General features: G+C 33.4%; 13 protein-coding genes. 7 read left to right on the top strand and 6 right to left on the bottom strand.

Translation table 11 applies throughout. From position 1 onward, the window contains the following. The first annotated feature begins 16 nt into the window (after positions 1-16). From HB672_RS05935 to HB672_RS05915, 6 genes are all read left to right on the top strand, one after another. Positions 17-919 carry a FecR family protein gene (locus HB672_RS05935; protein WP_167609240.1) on the top strand — a complete coding sequence of 301 codons (903 nt, stop codon included), beginning with the start codon at positions 17-19 and terminating at the stop codon, positions 917-919. Continuing rightward, positions 912-3,224: a TonB-dependent receptor gene (locus HB672_RS05930; protein ID WP_167609237.1), complete on the top strand. Its 2,313-nt coding sequence runs from the start codon at positions 912-914 to the stop codon at positions 3,222-3,224. The genes HB672_RS05935 and HB672_RS05930 overlap by 8 nt, the downstream gene beginning before the upstream one ends. Before the next feature lie 96 nt (positions 3,225-3,320). After that, the gene (locus tag HB672_RS05925; protein ID WP_167609234.1) at positions 3,321-6,560 is read left to right on the top strand and encodes a S41 family peptidase; all 3,240 of its coding nucleotides are present in this window, start codon (positions 3,321-3,323) and stop codon (positions 6,558-6,560) included. Between the two features lie 181 nt (positions 6,561-6,741). Further along, the gene (locus HB672_RS05920; RefSeq protein ID WP_167609231.1) at positions 6,742-7,101 is read left to right on the top strand and encodes a hypothetical protein; all 360 of its coding nucleotides are present in this window, start codon (positions 6,742-6,744) and stop codon (positions 7,099-7,101) included. Between the two features lie 128 nt (positions 7,102-7,229). Then, positions 7,230-7,364 carry a hypothetical protein gene (locus HB672_RS14755; protein ID WP_280115283.1) on the top strand — a complete coding sequence of 45 codons (135 nt, stop codon included), beginning with the start codon at positions 7,230-7,232 and terminating at the stop codon, positions 7,362-7,364. A gap of 209 nt (positions 7,365-7,573) precedes the next feature. Next, entirely contained in the window at positions 7,574-8,389 is an 816-nt protein-coding gene (locus HB672_RS05915; protein WP_167609228.1) for a hypothetical protein, read from the top strand. A 20-nt stretch (positions 8,390-8,409) separates the two neighbouring features. On the opposite strand, the gene argS is transcribed toward HB672_RS05915, so the two are convergent. Next, positions 8,410-10,188 carry an arginine--tRNA ligase gene (gene argS / locus HB672_RS05910; protein ID WP_167609225.1) on the bottom strand — a complete coding sequence of 593 codons (1,779 nt, stop codon included), beginning with the start codon at positions 10,186-10,188 and terminating at the stop codon, positions 8,410-8,412. A 482-nt stretch (positions 10,189-10,670) separates the two neighbouring features. Here argS and HB672_RS05905 point away from each other — a divergent pair, with 482 nt between their 5' ends. Further along, positions 10,671-12,713, top strand: a complete 2,043-nt coding sequence (locus HB672_RS05905; protein ID WP_167609222.1) for a tetratricopeptide repeat-containing sensor histidine kinase — start codon at positions 10,671-10,673, stop codon at positions 12,711-12,713. A 1-nt stretch (position 12,714) separates the two neighbouring features. Here HB672_RS05905 and HB672_RS05900 read toward each other — a convergent pair whose 3' ends face one another. The 5 genes from HB672_RS05900 to eno form a co-directional block, all read right to left on the bottom strand. Then, complete coding sequence (locus tag HB672_RS05900; RefSeq protein WP_167609219.1) at positions 12,715-13,650, bottom strand: arginine deiminase-related protein; 936 nt, start codon at positions 13,648-13,650, stop codon at positions 12,715-12,717. A gap of 147 nt (positions 13,651-13,797) precedes the next feature. Beyond that, the gene (locus HB672_RS05895) at positions 13,798-15,096 is read right to left on the bottom strand and encodes a M20/M25/M40 family metallo-hydrolase (protein WP_167609216.1); all 1,299 of its coding nucleotides are present in this window, start codon (positions 15,094-15,096) and stop codon (positions 13,798-13,800) included. Between the two features lie 5 nt (positions 15,097-15,101). Continuing rightward, complete coding sequence (locus tag HB672_RS05890; RefSeq protein WP_167609213.1) at positions 15,102-16,070, bottom strand: arginase; 969 nt, start codon at positions 16,068-16,070, stop codon at positions 15,102-15,104. Positions 16,071-16,132: 62 nt separating this feature from the next. Next, positions 16,133-17,419: a citrate synthase gene (locus tag HB672_RS05885; RefSeq protein WP_167609210.1), complete on the bottom strand. Its 1,287-nt coding sequence runs from the start codon at positions 17,417-17,419 to the stop codon at positions 16,133-16,135. Between the two features lie 183 nt (positions 17,420-17,602). Then, positions 17,603-18,895, bottom strand: coding sequence for a phosphopyruvate hydratase (eno, locus tag HB672_RS05880; protein ID WP_167609207.1), 1,293 nt, complete (start codon positions 18,893-18,895; stop codon positions 17,603-17,605). Positions 18,896-19,021: the final 126 nt, after the last annotated feature.

The raw sequence follows: 19,021 nt of genomic DNA, 5'->3' as shown, positions 1-19,021 counted from the left end.
AGGTGTAATTAATAGTATGGAACGCAAAGATTTAATAAAGAAATGGTTAGATAACGAGTTAAACCCTCAAGAACTTGAAGCATTTAAAAAACTTGAAGACTATAAGGAATTAACAACACTATCTAATAACCTTACACGGTTTAAAGCTCCTGAATACAATGTTCATGAAGAGCTTAATGCTGCGTTACAAAATATTAATACGTCTAAAAAAGAATCCAAAACTCATTTGTTACGTCCAATTTTAAGAATAGCTGCTATTTTGGCTATTTCTTTTTCGGTGTATTATTATACAACTACATTGGATACAAATTTTGCCACACTTGCAGCTCAAAAAACAACTATTGAGTTGCCTGATGCTTCAAATGTATCGCTAAATGCTATGTCAACATTAGTGTTTAATGAAAGTCGTTGGGATAAAAATCGTGATGTAACTTTAGAAGGTGAAGCGTTTTTTAAGGTAGCAAAAGGAGCAACTTTTAATGTAAAAACAAAACACGGTATGGTTACCGTTTTAGGAACAGAATTTAACGTAAAGCAACGTGATGATTATTTTGAAGTAATTTGCTACGAAGGCTCCGTTAAAGTAACACATAATAGTGACATTGTAATACTTAAACCAGGAAATAGCTTTTTAAAAATTGATGGGAAATTAATTGCTAGAGAAAAAGAAACCTCATTACATCCTTCTTGGATTAATAATGAAAGCTACTTTAAAAGTATGCCTTTCGAGTACGTAGTTCGTGAATTCGAAAGGCAATACAATGTGTCTATAAACCCTCAAAATGTAGATATAAAACAATTATTCACAGGAAGTTTTAGCCATAACAATATAGAATTGGCTTTAAAATCTATAACTTTACCTTTAGATGTAAAGTATAATTTTAAAAATAAAACCTCCATAGAATTATCACGTGACTAGAACAACTTTAAGTTTTCTATACATTGTTTTATTTTTCTTTAGTTCTTTGACGGTTACTGCTCAAATTAATAAAGAAACAATTCCTCTTGTAGATTTTTTAAAGCAAATAGAAACAAAACATAACGTTACTTTTTCTTATGCTGATGCTAACATAAAAGGTGAAGCCATTATTTTACCTCCTTCTGGATTATCTCTTACTGAAGTATTAGATTATATTACAGCCAATACAAATCTTTCTTTTGAAACATTAGGTAATAAAATTTTAATTATAAAAAAGGAAGCACTAAAACCATCAAAATCTTTTAAAACACAATATTTAGAAGAAGTCGTCATAAGTAATTATTTAACCAAAGGTATTTCGTTAAACAATGATGGTTCTACAAATATCGAACCTGAATCTTTTGGAATTTTACCAGGACTTATAGAACCTGATGTGTTACAAACCATACAATCACTCCCTGGAATTATTAGTGTAGACGAACGTGTATCTAACGTCAATATTCGTGGTGGTACTCATGACCAAAACCTCATGCTTTGGGATGGTATAAAAATGTATCAATCTGGGCACTTTTTTGGTTTAATCTCTGCTTTTAACCCTTACTTGACAGAAACCGTTAGTGTATCTAAAAATGGCACAAGCGCCATGTATGGAGATGGTGTGTCTAGTGTTATTGACATGCAATCTTCAAATAACATTAGCAAAAAAGCATCTGGTGGCGGTGGTTTCAATCTTATTAACGGTGATGCATATGCCAAAGTGCCTTTAAGTAAAAAAACGGAAATTCAACTTTCGGCGCGACGTTCCTTAACCGATTTAATTGAAACACCCACATACGATCAATATTTTAAACGTATTTTTCAAGATTCGGACCTCACTAATAATCAAAATAATAGTTCTGTATCCAAAGATGAACGTTTCTATTTTTACGATACCACATTAAAATTTCTTTATGACCTATCTAAGAAAGACAAAATAAGAGCTAATTTTCTAAATGTCTTTAACAGTTTAAACTACAAGGAACAATCTAGAGTTAATGATGTTGACGAAGAGTTAAATAGTAATCTTACACAAAGTAATTTGGCAGCCTCAGTAGATTACACAAAAGACTGGAGCTCGAATTTATCCACATCCATTCAAGCTTATGTATCTAAATATAATTTAGATGCTACTAATTTTGACCTTATTAACAACCAACGTCTTATACAAGAAAACCAAGTGTATGACAATGGCATTAAAACCAAATTAAATTATCAGTTTAGTGATAATTTAAAACTAAAAAGTGGTTATCAATTTTCTGAAGTTGGTGTAAGCAATTTGGAAGATGTTAATAATCCTGTTTTTAGAAGTTATATTAAAGAAGTAATGCGAACACATTCGCTTTATAGCGAGCTACATGTTGCTTCAAATTCACAAAGCACCAAACTAAAAATTGGTGTTCGAGGTAATTATTTTGAGAAATTCTCCAAAACACATATAGAACCTCGTTTTAGTTTCAATCAAAGGTTTTTAAGCAATTTTAGGTTTGAAATTCTAGGTGAAATAAAAAGTCAAACTACCTCACAAATAATTGATTTACAAAATGACTTTTTAGGAATTGAAAAGCGTCGATGGGTATTATCTAATGACCACACAATTCCTATTATAAAAAGCAAACAACTTTCTACTGGAATTAGATACAATAAAAATGGGCTATTACTTAGCGCAGAGGCGTACATTAAAAAAGTTGATGGTATTACCACTAGAAGTCAAGGGTTTCAAAACCAATACCAATTTGTAAATGCTATTGGTAATTATAAAATAAGAGGCTTAGATTTTTTAATCAATAAACAATATGACGATACGAGTGTTTGGTTAAGTTACTCGTACAGTAAAAATGACTATGAGTTTAAAAACTTAAACCTTGGCAATTCTTTTCCTAATAATATTGATGTCACACATGCACTGACTTTTGCGGGTACTTATACCATTAACAAATTTAAGTTTGCTTTAGGTTTTAACTGGCGAACAGGCAAACCATATACTAAACCAGAGGCCAACAACCCTTCTACTGGTGGCACTATAAATTATGCTTCTCCAAATAGCAGCAATATTGAAGATTATTTAAGAACCGACTTCTCGACTACTTATACTTTTAAAGTCGCAGATAATACCATTGCAATTGCAGGTTTCTCATTATGGAATTTACTTAATAAGAAGAATACTATTAACAGCTACTACATTATTAATGATGAAGACACTATCTCTAAAGTAGAAAATTTATCTCTCGGAATTACTCCAAATTTTAGTTTTAGACTACGTTTTTGATACTTTGAAATTCATTTAAAATAAACTAAATTAGCTTGCCTTTAGTTTATGTGAATTTAACTACTACAATTATTTAATTTTTAAAAAAACTATTGTATGTATTCTAAAACTCGCATTTCCAAGTTGCATCTCTTTTTACTCTTTTTTGTTTTATTTTTTTCTTCAACTTTAGTCTTTTCACAAGGATTTGAAGGCTATTATCGTACTCCTACTGTTCATGGAAATACAGTAATTTTTAGTGCTGAAGGTGATTTGTGGAGCGTTCCTTTAAACGGTGGACTTGCACAAAGATTAACCACACATGCTGAGGAAGAGTTTAATCCAGCTATTTCTCCAGACGGAAAAACCATTGCATTTTCAGCAAGCTATGAAGGTCCAATAGAGGTTTACACTATGCCAATTACTGGTGGATTACCAATGCGATGGACTTACGAAAGTGATGCATCTTTAGTTAATACTTGGACTCCAAATGGCGAAGTTGTTTACGACACTAGAGCTTTTGCAACATTACCAGATAGACAGTTAGTAACCATTAACCCAAAAACTAAAGATAAAAACAGAGTGCCTCTACATCAAGCGAGTGAAGCAACTTATAATGCATCTGGGAATACCGTGTTTTTTGTTCGCCCTTCTTATCATGGCAACGTGACTAAGCGTTATAAAGGTGGAACCGCTAGACAGATTTGGAAGTTTACTAATGGAAGTAAAGAAGCTGTAAAATTAACTACAGATTTTGCTGGAGGAAGTCATCACCCTATGTGGTACAATAATCGTGTGTATTTTATTACAGATAGAGATGGCACTATGAATATCTGGTCTATGGACGAAAATGGTGGTGACTTAAAACAACATACCAAACATGAAGGTTTTGATGTTCGCTATGCAAAACAAAACAATGGGAATTTTGTTTACCAAATGGGTGCTGATATTTGGCATTATAATGTCTCATCAAATTCAACAAAAAAAATAAACATAAAGTTACAATCCGATTTAGACCAACTTAGAGAGAACTGGGTTGAAAACCCTTCGAGATATATCACATCTGTTTCTACAGATTCCAAAGGTGAGCGTATTGTTATTACAGCAAGAGGACGTGCTTTTATTGCACCTGTAAAGTCAGGAAGATTTTTAGAATTTACGCATCAAAAAGATGTAAGATATAGAGACGCTACGTTTTCAGCTGATGGGAAAAGTATTTACACCTTATCTGATGAAAGTGGTGAATTTGAATTTGTAAAAATAAATGCTCAAGGCGAAGGCAAACCACAACCCATAACTAAAGATGGCAAAGTGTTAAGGTTTGAAGGAATACCTTCTCCTGATGGAAAATGGCTTGCTTACAATGATTTAGAAAACAACATGTTTATTCTTAATCTCGCCAACGGAAAAAGCAAAAAAATATCAACCAACGAAGAAGGCATTTACGATTTCTCATGGTCTCCAGATAGCAAATGGCTAGCGTTTGTACAAGTTGCCGATAATACCATGGCGCAAGTATTTTTACATGGTTTAGACACCAATGACACATTCCCAATCACAACCGATCGTGCCAATAGTGTAAATCCAAAATGGAGTCCAGATGGCAAGTTTATTTACTTTATTTCAGATAGAAATTTTAGAACAATCGTTGGATCACCTTGGGGACCAAGACAACCAGAGCCTTATTTTGATATTAGTGAGAAAATATATCATATAGCGTTACAAAAAGGAACACGATCTCCTTTTAGAGAACATAATGAATTAGTTTCTGAAGCAAAAAAAGACGATTCAAAAGAACCTGTATCTATTAAAATTGATAAAGATGGTATTCTAGAACGTCTTGAAGAAGTACCAGTGGCTCCCGGAAATTATAGAAATCTAGAAGTTAATGACAAGGCTTTATACTTTTTATCAAGTACAACGGGTGCCAATTCTCAAACAAATCTAGCAGTAGTAAAAATTGGAAACGAAGACGTTAAAGTAAATACCATGCTTGAGCGTATTAATAATTACCAATTAACTGGAAATGGTAAAAAGTTGCTAGCAAGTAGAGGAAATAACTTTTACATGGTAAATGCTGGCACAGGAAAAGTTAATGGATTAAACGACAGTAAAATAGATTTAAGCGGTTGGAAATTTGCTATTACACCTTTAGAAGATTGGAAACAAATTTTCACTGACGCTTGGCGTATGGAGCGCGATTATTTTTACGATAAAAATATGCATGGCGTTAACTGGAAAAAAATGCATGACAAATACTATCCTTTAGTAGATCGTGTAACTACTAGAAATGAATTATCCGATCTTATTGGTCGATTTGTTGGAGAGCTTTCTGCCTTACATACAAGTGTAAGAGGTGGTGATACCAGAAGTGATAATGCTAATATTCCTATTGCGAATCTAGGAGCTCGTTTTAGTAGAGACAATGCAAATAAAGGTTATCGTATAGATTATATATACAAAGCTGATCCTGATTACCCTGATACTAAATCACCTCTAGATGACCCTTATTTAGATGTAAGAGTTGGTGATGTGATTACACATGTTAATGGCAAACCATCATTAGAATCATTAGATATAGGTGAACTCATAAGAAATCAAATAGGTAAACAAGTAAAACTTAAAGTCAAACGTGCTTCTACAAGCAGAGATATTATTGTTGAGCCTATTGGTAGCATGTATAGTTTACGTTATAAAGATTGGGAATATTCTCGACGCTTAATCACTGAAAAAGAAAGTAATAACAACATTGGTTATGTACACCTTCAAGCAATGGGAGCCAACGATATTAACCAGTGGTATAGAGAGTTTTACCCTGTTTTTGACAGACCTGGTTTAATTATAGATGTACGTCATAACAGAGGTGGAAATATAGAAAGTTTTATCCTTGAAAAACTATTACGTAAAGCATGGATGTATTGGAAATCACGTTCAGGGAAGCCATACTGGAACATGCAATACGCCTTTAGAGGCCATATTGTTATTTTAGTTGATGAAAACACAGCCTCTGATGGTGAAGCTTTTGCAGATGGCTTTAAAAAACTAGGATTGGGAACAGCCATAGGCATGCGTACTTGGGGAGGTGAAATTTGGTTAAGTAGCGCCAATAGACTTAGTGACAATGGATTAGCCAGAGCACCAATGATGGGTGTTTATGGAGATAATGGCGAATGGCTCATAGAAGGACATGGTTTTGTTCCAGACATTGAAGTAGATAACTTACCTCATGCTACTTTTAATGGTAAAGACGCACAACTGGAGGCTGCTATTAAACATCTTAAAGAGTTAATTGCGAAAGATCCTAGAAAAGTACCACCAGTTCCGCCATATCCAGACAAGTCTTTTAAGAATGACTAAGTCATTTTTATAATGTTAACTATTAAAAAGCAACAAATAATAACTCATAAAACATATAGTAGTTGTTATTTGTTGCTTTTATCTTTTATGGCTTTAGGCAAACAGATTTTACATCCATAATTTTAAGATATATTTATAGATTTAGCATGAAAAATCAATCATAAAAAGTGTATATTTAAACATGCGAATTTCAAAACGGATTACACCTCTTTTTTTAAGTTTTACCCTTATTGCTTGTTGCCTAACATTTCAGGCCGATGGCTTTTTACCAACTGGAAATACATTTAATTCATCTTGGATTATAGGTGATATTGAAAAGTCTTCAAACGAAAATTCGTATCATTTAAATCATAGAAAGGCACATAGCATCCTTGAAAACAACTTTACATTTTTTGATTTTAAGTGCTGCTTAACGCACCATAAAAGTCTGTTTGCTTCACAATACAAGCAGCAAAATAATTTAAACATCCCAACAAAAACCAACTATCTAAAAATCATACTTCAGTCTTCTCTTTCTAAAGACGACACACTCATAGGTTAATCACTTTTTATTTCTAATGTATTCTACACCAAAACCTTGGTTGTAGATATTGTATCATTTTTATAAATAAACCTATGCAAAAATTTAAACGCTTCTTGCGTCTATTTCTATTATTACTTATGATAGGGATGGCTGCAATATTACCAGTACCAATACTATTTTACGGCAAAGACAATTTGCCAAAACATCCTATAGAACAAAAAGTTTCAAAAGAAAATGATGATGAAATAGAAATATTTTATTGCTTTCATCGACCAAAATAGCTATACATCATTATTTTTTGTCTCACTCTTAAAAAATTATTATTATTCGGCTAATTAAACGCCAATCACATATTAGAACGTCTCTCTTACATAAGGTTATTGCATCTTTATGCACTATTATTTCTATAGTTCTAATTTTACAGTTTAATACTATATACAATTGGTTAGTCGAATATACAACAAATCATATTCTAGAGCCTGAAGAGATAATGAATCCAAGAAGGTTGGCCATTATTAGAATTGGTATAATTCTAATAATCTCTTTAGGGTTTGCTACGACGATTATTCTTTTGTTGAATATTCATAAAAAGGTGTTTTCTCTAGTACAGCATATTGTTGATAGTGAGAGAATGTCGAGAATCTTTTTTATTGATAGCCTCCTCCCTAATAATAATTTTGCAAAAAAATCATTTATTTTTTCATCTTTATTTGCTGTTGTTATTCATTTAAAGCAAATCATTTTTGGAGACGATGTCAAAGAAGATATTTTTGAGCATGTTAGTGAAGGTTTTTTTCTTACTAGCTCTTTATTATTTTTAATAATTCCTTTTTACTTAAAAAACCTAACCAATTTAAAAAAGCAAAAGATTTTAATTAGAAACCTTTTAATTATGGCTGGTCTTGCTTTAATGTTTATCTTTTTAGAGGAGATTAGTTATGGGCAACATTTATTTGGATGGGAATCTTCTGGCGTATTTGAAACATACAATTTTCAGAATGAAACGAATCTACATAATTTTATAAATCCGTTTTATCGCTTTATTTATCCTACTCTTGGTTTCGGTTTGTTTGCTGTTTGTAGTATATTATGGTTTTTTTATAAAGACCATAAGCCAATATGGCTAGAGTTTTTAACGCCACACAAAAGCCTTATTATTCTTGCTTTCTTTATGGCAGCTTCAACATATAAAGGACATAGTGAATCATTTGAACATCTTCTTGCACTGTTCGCATTATTATATGGTTGGCGATTAATATTAATACTACGTAATCCAAAAAGCTCAATTAATATTGAAAAAAAGTAGTAAGGTCAAAAAATAACAACTTACATTCGCTCAGGTACTTCAATTCCCAATAGTCCAAACGCATTTTTAATAGTATTAGCAACAGCTCTTGAGAGTTGTACTCTAAATACCTTTTCGTTTTGGCTATCAGCTCCTAGAATAGATACATTTTGGTAAAACGAATTAAACTCTTTAACCAAATCGTAGGTATAATTAGCAATTAATGCAGGACTGTGGTTTTGTGCAGCGTTTTGTATCACTTCAGGAAATAACTCTAATTGCTTGATGAGTTCTTTTTCTTTAGGCTCTAAAGACACTTCGACTGCACTAAGTGTGACGGAGGTATCGAAATTGGCTTTTCGTAATATAGCTTGAATTCGAGCATAGGTATATTGTATAAAAGGCCCTGTGTTTCCTTGAAAATCTACCGACTCTTTTGGGTCAAACAGAATACGTTTTTTAGGATCAACCTTTAATATAAAATACTTTAAAGCACCTAAACCAATGGTATTGTAAATAGTTTGCTTCTCTTCATCACTATAATCGTCTAATTTCCCTAGCTCTTGAGATAGTTCTTTAGCAGTCGTTGCCATTTCAATAATTAAATCGTCGGCGTCCACCACAGTACCTTCACGACTTTTCATCTTTCCACTAGGCAAGTCTACCATACCGTAACTTAAATGGTATAGGTTTTTTGCCCAATCAAAACCAAGTTTCTTTAAGATTAGAAACAAGACTTTAAAATGATAATCTTGTTCGTTTCCAACCGTATACACCATACCTCCAACATCAGGATAATCTTTAATACGCTGTATAGCTGTACCAATATCTTGCGTCATATATACTGCTGTACCATCAGCACGTAATACTATTTTTTCGTCTAAACCATCTTCGGTTAAATCGCACCAAACCGAGTCATCTTCCTTCTTAAAAAACACACCGTTTTTTAATCCTTCGGCAACAAACTCCTTTCCTAATAAATAGGTATCACTTTCATAATAATAGCAATCAAAATCAACACCTAAGTTTTTATATGTGGCTTCAAAACCTTCATACACCCATGCGTTCATCATTTTCCATAAAGCCACAACGTCTTTATCTCCAGCTTCCCATTTAAGGAGCATTTGTTGAGCTTCCACTAAAATAGGCGCTTCTTTTTTAGCTTCCTCTTCTGTTTTCCCTTGAGCAACTAAACTCGCTATTTCTTTCTTATATTCTTGGTCAAATTTTACATAGTAATTCCCAACCAATTTATCACCTTTCAACCCAGTACTTTCTGGTGTTTCACCAATACCATAACGCTCCCAAGCCAACATACTTTTACAAATATGAATGCCTCTGTCGTTTATAATTTGGGTTTTATACACTTTATGTCCAGCTGCCTTTAAAATTTCGGCAACACTATATCCTAAAAGGTTATTTCTAATATGCCCTAAATGCAAAGGCTTGTTTGTGTTTGGAGAGGAATATTCTACCATAATTGCCTCTTTTGATTGGGGCTTAAATCCATACGTATTAATCTCTTTAATGGTGTTAAAGAAATTTAGATAAAATACATCATCAATTACAATGTTTAAAAAGCCTTTAACAACATTAAATGCTTTTACCTCATCTACATGCTCTACTAAATAGTTTCCTAAATCTTCACCTAATTGCGCAGGGTTAATTTTAACCACACGCAACATTGGAAAGGTTACTACTGTAATATCGCCTTCAAATTCCTTACGAGTTAACTGAAATTCTACAGTCTCAAGTTCAGCTTTATATAGCTTAGAAAAGGCAGTTTTAATATGTTGCGATAAGGTTTCCTGAATGGTCATTCCTGCTAAATTTTAAGCTGCAAAGATAAAACTTTTACTCGATAATCGAGATTTAAATACTCGGTAGCTAACCTATAAATCTAAATTACTAAAAAGCCTAAAAACAACAATTTTAAATTAAGTTTAACAGATTAGTTATCAGCTATTTACATTTTATCGAAAATATGATAATTAGATAGATGCATTTCATCGACAAAAGTGTCGTTTTTCTATGTTTTTTACCGTTTGTCGACACCAACTTTTTTTATAAAAAAATATTGTTCCTTTTATCTAATATTTATGCTTTAAAACGCAGAAATTAGGGTTTTCCTTCACTTTTGGCAACTTTTGTTAAGCTATTAATTTCGGTCCCCAACGATGATAACAACTACTTTTAGTTATAAAGCAAATAGATTGCTTGCTAGTGAATACTTAATTTTCCTTCCCCTCGAGGTTAGTTTAGGTAGTACAGTCATTGTTGCGCCTAAAACCTTTTATAGTTTATGAAACAGTTAATTACTTTAACTGCATTTTTATTTACTATACTCTCTAGTTTGTCTCAAACTAAGGAACAGGATAGTCTTGTCATGCAATTTGCATTTCAAAAACTAGATTCCACTAAGGTTGACACCTCAATACAGCTTATAAAATCATTTTACAATACTAAAGATTATCAAAAGGCTTTAGGGTATATCTCACAAACCGAAAAGTTATCAGCATCCTTACAATACCATAGTGCTACGGCCGAAATTAAATACTACAAAGCACTTATTTACTCTCAAAGAGATGATTACTTCAATGCGCTAGACAACTACAATGCATCACTTAGATTGTTTAGTCAGATGCAAGATTCTTTAGGGATTGCAAAAGTGAACAACAGTTTGGGGCTTATCGAAATTAAAAGAGGTAACTATAATAAAGGCTTACGTCATTCGTTATCTGCAATCGATATTTTTGAACAAAAAAATCTTAGAAGTGAATTAAGTTTGGCTTACAACAATTTATCTGAAGCCTATTTTAACACAAATCAAGTCGATAAATCGCTTGAGTTTAATCTCAAAGCTTTACAAATACGTGAACAGCTTCGTGATAGCTCTGGAATTAAAGCATCCACAAAAAATATTGCCATACTCTACTCTATGCGTAAAGAACATAGAAAAGCTATTGAGTATTACGAAAAATTATTAGGTTACTTAGATGCTTCAAATGACGAAGACCAAATTATTAGAGGCGATGTCTTGCCAAGAATTGGTAACGAATATTTACAGTTTAACGATTACGAAAAATCTGCTTCTTATTTATTAGATGGATTACGGTTAAACCGAAGAACCGATAATAAGTTAGGAATTTTAAAATCACTTAATAGTTTAGCAGAACTCAACTTTGAGCAAAGAAAAGTAAGATTGGCTGAAGTACAATTAAATGAAGCTTACTCACTCACAAGCCAAGTAAATAATGACGAGGAACTCCTTAAAAACTACAAATTAAGAGTTGCTATAGATTCTACAAATGGAGACTTTAGAAGTGCTTTTAAATGGCAAGCTGATTACCATGCTTTAAAAAACAAACTAGATGAAGAAAAAGCAACACCATTTATTTTTGAAGAAGAACCAATAGATATTGACCAACCTAAAGACACAACTGAAGTGACTTTTCCAGTCGATACAAAAAAATTGAAGCAATTAAAGTTAATAGCTTATGCTCTAGGTGGCGCACTACTTGTTGCGCTAATCGCTTTTATAGTTATGTACATTAACAACCGAAACAAAAAAGAAGAGTATGAAGAACTGGAGCAAACAAACAAGCAGTATAAATTACAAAACGATTCAATTTTAGAACAGACACGTCATCTTGAAGAAATGAATCAAGTAAAAGATAGATTGTTTTCTATTGTATCTCACGATTTAAAAGACTCTATTACTGGTGTTAAAGCCTTTTTAGATTTATTAAAAGAAGATAGCATTAGTCAAGAAGAATTTGACGAGTTAATCCCTGAATTAAGTGAAAATGCCGATAATGCTGCAGCTTTATTAATGAATTTATTAAACTGGTCTAAATCGCAAATGCAAAATCTGGAGCCCAAACCAGAGCTATTTAATATACAAGAGGTTTTTGCCGATAAGATGAATTTAATCGAGAAAAAGGTAAACCAGAAACAAATTATCTTGCTAGACGAATCTATTAAAGATTTTGTATATGCCGATAAAAGCATGGTAGAAATCGTAATACAAAACTTATTGGCTAATGCAGTGAAGTTCTCAAGAGTTGGTGATGTAATTACCATTTCCAATAGAGAACGTAATGGAAATGCACTTATTTGTATTGAAGATACAGGTGTTGGTATTTCTAAAGAAAACCAAGAAAAACTATTTAAAAGTACTGGCTTTACAACTCGCGGAACTGGACATGAAAAAGGTACTGGTTTAGGCTTATCTATTTGTAAGCAAATGGTTGAACTTAACTACGGCAAAATTTGGGTAGAAAGTGAGCCAAACCTTGGAAGTAAATTCTTTGTGGAGCTTCCAAAAGCAAAACCAATCGAGTAAACTAAGTTTTTGGCAAGAATACTTCAGCCATCATGCAACGTGCGCTACCGCCACCACAAGCTTCAATAATACTAAGTGAGCTTGATAAAATTTCGGAATGTTTTTCTAAGGTTTTTACTTGAAGTGTTGTTAACGAATCGTAAGCCGATTGGCTCATAATTACAAAATGCCTATCGTCTTTACCTCTAACTTGTAGCATATTGCCAGCAAAATTAGCAACCTGAGCTTCGGTAATATCAATGATTTCTTTACCATCTTCCTTCAAGTTTTTAATAACGTTTTTGCGTTCCTTACTATCATCAATACTAGCTAAACAAATCACTGCAAATGTTTCACCCAAACACATCATAACGTTGGTGTGGTAGATAGGTTCACGTTTACCATCAACGGTTTGGTTAGCTGTAAATATAACAGGCGTAAACTCAAAATCTTCGCAAAATTCAATAAACAACTCTTCGTCTGCGCGATTAGATAACGCACAATATGCTTTACGATTCGCTCTATCTAAAAGCAATGCGCCTGTGCCTTCGAGAAACATGCCTTCATCTTCGGCAGTTCTATAATCCATAATATGGTTTATAATAAAGCCTTCATCTTCCAGTTGAAACAACACATCTTCTCGACGCTCCAAACGTCTGTTTTCGGCAAACATAGGATACAAACCTACAACACCATTTTCGTGAAACGAAATCCAGTTATTTGGAAAATGGGCATCAGGTGTATCTAAGCCATCATTGGCTTCAAACACAATGACATTAATACCAACATGTCGTAATTTTTCAACAAACGTATCGAATTCTTTTTCGGCTTTTAACTGTAGTGCCAACTGTGTGACATCGTGTATCTCTTTTTGATAATGGTTGTTAATGGCCGTTTGCTCGTTAGCTCTAATATTGGTAGGACGCACCATTAAAATGGTATTGGTTGTTTGTTGCATCGCTTTAGATTTTATGCTTAAAATTAAGCATTTTTATATTGAACACGACTTGACTTTCTCAAAAAAATAAGCGAACTTCGTTTAACGTAGGGTATAAGTCATTAAAACGACGCATATCCGTAAAAGCATTAAACGAAAGTCGAAAATCTACCTCTGATTAATCAATCTATAAATTAAAATTGCTGTACGCTTAGTTAAGGCTTCAATAGTATTTAAGTTAACAGTCTCTTGAGGCGTATGCGCTCCATTTCCCATGGTGCCAAGTCCATCTAAACAATCTACATATTGAGCTACAAACGATACATCGGCAGCACCTCTACGTCCAGGGTCGTATGCTTCTACTTCTCCTTGTCCTAAATCGATACTTACCTCGTTAAGAATGTCAAGAAGCTTATGATTTCCTTTGGTTGGCCCCATTGCTGGATAACTATCTATAAATGTGATTTCTGCTGATGTTTGGGGCAAATTATTATTTACTATCTCTCTCATTTTGGCTCTTGCATTTTCTTTCTGTTCTTCCGAAATAAAACGTAACCCTCCTTCTACAACAGCTTTTTGCGCTACAACGTTAGTTTTACCAAAAACATTACCTTTACTTAGCTCACTGTCAAATTCCATTAATGTACCACCAAGCAGAATTCCTGGATTAAAGGTTAAATACTCTTCTCCTCTTACTTCATTATAAAATTCATTAAGAATTCTCGACATTTCAAAAACTGCTCCTGCTCCAACATTATCTCTAAATATCCCCGAAGAATGGGCGCGCTTGCCTTTAATTTCTACTTTCCAGCCAGATGAACCTCGTCTTGCTACTGTTGCATAATTAAACCCTGTTGAAGTTTCAAAACCTAAGGCTATATCACTGCGCTTTGCTGCGTCAACCAAATGTTTTCTACTGATACTTATTGGCTTTCCAGAAGCCTCTTCATCACCTGTAAAAGCTGCTATAATTTGTGCGTCGTTTAATAAACCATTTTCTTTTAAGGCTTTTAAAGCATAAAGGATAATAACATTTCCGCCTTTCATATCATTCCCTCCTGGAGCATGTGCAATACTATCGTTAACCATTTTAAATTCCTGAAACGGACTGTTTTCTTCAAAAACGGTGTCAAGATGACCAATGAGCAATAGTTTTTTTCCTTTTTTACCATACGTTTCGGCAAATAAATGCCCTGAGCGGTTTACTTGAGACATGTCGTACCAAGAACTTTTAAAACCAATATCTTCAAATGCTTTTCCAAATACATCGCCAACCTCTTTCACACCATCGTGATTCATAGTACCACTATTAATATTAACGACATCTTTTAAAAACTCTATAGCCTCATTATTGTTGGCTTCGATTGTTTTTAAAATCTTTTTTTCTTTTCTAGTTAATTTTTGTGCAAAAGAAAATTGTGCACTTACTAAAAATAGTAAAACGACATATTTACAAAGTAATTTCATATAAATTAGTTTTTTATTTTTAATGCATTGGTTAGTGTTTTAGTGACTTGATCTAGAACCACAAAAGCAGTTTCTCCCATTTTATTTCCTTTATTATCTAATAAGGGATTTACCTCTACAAATTCTAAACAGATAACCTTTTTACTTTCAATTATTCGATTAATAATTTTAATAATCTCAAATTCATCAAAACCTTTAGGTACTGGAGTTCCTGTACCATACGAAATAAGGTCGCAATCCATACTATCTACATCAAAAGAGATATAAATCATATCGCAATCTTTCAATTTATCTAAAGCTTCGTCTACGCATACCTCTAGTCCTCTATGGCGAATTTCATGAACCATATAATTTCTAAGCGCTAGCTTTTGCATTTGATTATCTTCTGGTTCTTCTGTATCTCTTACTCCAAAATACACAAGATCTTCAGGCTTTAATTTTGAGCCTTTAATCCCCATGTTTTTCATGTTTTCCCAATAATGAATTGAGTTTGTAGAGACTTTATTAATTCTATTCTCAATATTGTCTTCTCCTAGTGCAGCAGCAAGTGGCATTCCATGAATATTACCTGAAGGCGATGTGAAAGGTGAATGCATATCGGCATGCGCATCAATCCAAACAACACCAAGACGCTTTTCTGGGAATGTTTTTTTAATACCACTTATAGTTCCTAAAGCAGATGAATGATCGCCAGAAATTACCAATGGAAATGATTGCTCATTTAAACTATCATTTACTGCATTACAAACTCTTTCGCATTGATAAGACACATGCTCTATACGCTTCATGTAGGTGTTTTTCACTTTGTTGTATATTGACTCGTTTTCAGTCTCAACATCTACAAAATCAAATCTCGTAAAATAATCGTTATTAGCGTTTATTGCTGCTATTTCAATTGCATCAATTCCCATGTCTGAACCACGCGTTCCTGCACCTATATCTGATCTGTTTTTTATTATTTTTATTCGATTCATATTACAAATATAAAACCTCATAGAGTACACTATGAGGTTTAAGTTATTGGTTTATTAACAATTTATCTTTTGCTTATTGGTTTAAATGCTCTATGCGTCTCACCAATATACAATTGCCTTGGGCGTCCAATTGGCTCTTTACGTAATCGCATTTCACGCCATTGTGCAATCCAACCTGGTAAACGACCTAATGCAAACATTACAGTAAACATATCTGTTGGAATTCCCATGGCTCTATAAATAATTCCTGAATAGAAATCTACATTTGGATATAACTTTCTGTCTACAAAATAAGGGTCTTCAAGAGCTTCTTTCTCAAGACCTTTAGCTATATCTAAAATAGGGTCTTCTACACCTAGATCAGCTAATACTTCATCTGCTGCGACTTTAATTATTTTTGCTCTAGGGTCAAAGTTCTTATAAACACGATGCCCAAATCCCATTAAACGGAACGGATCATTTTTATCTTTTGCCTTAGCCATATACTTTTTAGTATCGCCTCCATCTTCTCTAATTGCCTCCAACATTTCCAACACTGCTTGATTTGCACCTCCGTGAAGTGGTCCCCAAAGCGCTGATATCCCTGCTGACAATGATGCAAATAATCCTGCGTGAGATGAACCAACTATTCTTACTGTAGATGTAGAACAATTTTGTTCGTGATCTGCATGTAGAATTAATAATTTATCTAAAGCGTCTACAATTACCTTATTTTGAACATACTCTTCATTAGGTTGCTTAAACATCATTTTAAGAACGTTCTCTACATACCCTAAACTATTATCTCCATAATCTAATGGTAGCCCATTTTTTTTGCGTAACGTCCATGCAACAAGTACTGGAAATTTTCCTAATATTTTTACTACAGAGTTATACATATCTTCTTCAGAATCTACATTCACAGAAGAAGGATTAAATGCGGTTAAAGCACTTGTTAGCGAAGACAAGACACCCATTGGATGAGCCGATTTTGGAAATGCATCTACAATTTTACGTACATCATCATCTACAACAGATTTTGACTTAATATCTGCATGAAATTTATCGTGCTGTTCTTTTGTTGGTAGTTCACCAAAAATTAAAAGGTAAGCGACCTCTAAGAAGTCTGCTTTTTCTGCAAGCTCTTCAATAGAATAACCTCTATACCTTAAAATTCCTTTTTCGCCATCCAAAAAGGTAATACCACTTTCACAAGATCCAGTATTTTTATAACCAGGATCAATAGTAATTATACCTCCTGTTGCGCTTCTTAGGGTCTTTACATCTATAGCAACTTCATCTTCTGTTCCTTTAACTAATGGGAATTCATGTTTTTGACCGTTAACCTCTAACGTAGCAGTATTTGACATATTTTTTGAAAATTTTATTATGAATTGATTGCTGAAAAACAGCCACACGAAAATACAAAATATCTTACAATTTTTAAAGTATAAAGCACATGGAATTATCAATACCAGTATTAAAAAAATATATACAAAGAAAAAGACCATTACTTAAAAAATAATGGTCTTAAAAAAATAATTTATTAGCAATTAATTCACTTTGAAAGCACTTTCTCCAGGGAAATATGCAGTACTTCCTAATTCTTCTTCTATACGAAGTAATTGATTGTATTTTGCCATACGATCACTACGTGAAGCAGATCCTGTTTTAATTTGTCCTGTATTTAACGCTACTGCTAAATCGGCAATTGTATTATCTTCGGTTTCTCCTGATCTATGTGACATTACTGATGTATATCCTGCATTATGAGCCATATTAACTGCAGCAATAGTTTCGGTAAGAGTTCCTATTTGGTTTACCTTTATTAGAATAGAGTTTGCTATACCATTATTAATACCTTTTGATAATCGCTCAACATTTGTTACAAACAAATCATCTCCAACCAATTGGACTTTGTCTCCCACTTTTTCGGTTAATGTTTTCCAACCTTCCCAGTCGTTTTCATCCATACCATCTTCAATAGAAATGATTGGATATTTATTACATAGCTCTTCTAAGTATTCTGCTTGTTCTTGAGAGGATCTAACAAGACCTTTATCCCCTTCAAAAATTTTATAATCGTATTTTCCATCTTTGTAGAACTCAGCTGCAGCACAGTCCAACGCAATCATTACATCATCGCCTAATTTATATCCAGCATTTGCAGTTGCTTTTGCTATGGTTTCTAAGGCATCTTCAGTACCACCTTCTAAGTTTGGTGCAAATCCACCTTCATCTCCAACAGCTGTGCTTAAGTTTCTATCATGAAGTACTTTTTTTAAGTGATGGAAAATTTCAGAACCCATTTGCATTGCTTGAGTGAAATTATTTGCTTTTACAGGCATTACCATAAATTCTTGGAAGGCTATTGGCGCATCACTATGTGAACCACCATTGATGATATTCATCATAGGAAGGGGAAGCGTATTAGCAGACACACCACCAACATAACGGTATAAAGGCATGCCTAATTCATTAGCTGCTGCCTTAGCTACTGCTAAAGACACCCCTAAAATGGCATTAGCACCAAGCTTTGCTTTATTTGGAGTACCATCTAAATCGTTCATGGTTTGATCAATAAGGTTTTGCTCAAAAACTGAAGCCCCTAATAATTCTTGAGCCAAAATAGTATTGACATTTTCAACTGCTTTTAAAACACCTTTTCCCATATAAGCATTTCCACCATCCCGAAGTTCAACTGCTTCGTGTTCTCCTGTAGATGCACCAGAAGGCACCGCTGCTCTACCTAAAATGCCGTTTTCAGTAATTACATCAACTTCAACCGTTGGGTTTCCTCTTGAATCAAAAATTTGCCTTGCGTGAATGTCTACTATTATACTCATTATATCTTATTTATGTTGCTTTAATTGAATTTTCAAATTTACAAAATTGTAAAACCAAAAACACTTTAGCTAATTATTATTAGTTCAATTTTCAGCTAAAACGTTTTAGTAAACAAAAAGGCAATG

Source organism: Gaetbulibacter sp. S0825 (genome assembly GCF_011777505.1).
Lineage (GTDB): Bacteria > Bacteroidota > Bacteroidia > Flavobacteriales > Flavobacteriaceae > Pontimicrobium.
This window is presented reverse-complemented; position numbering and strand designations above follow the sequence as displayed.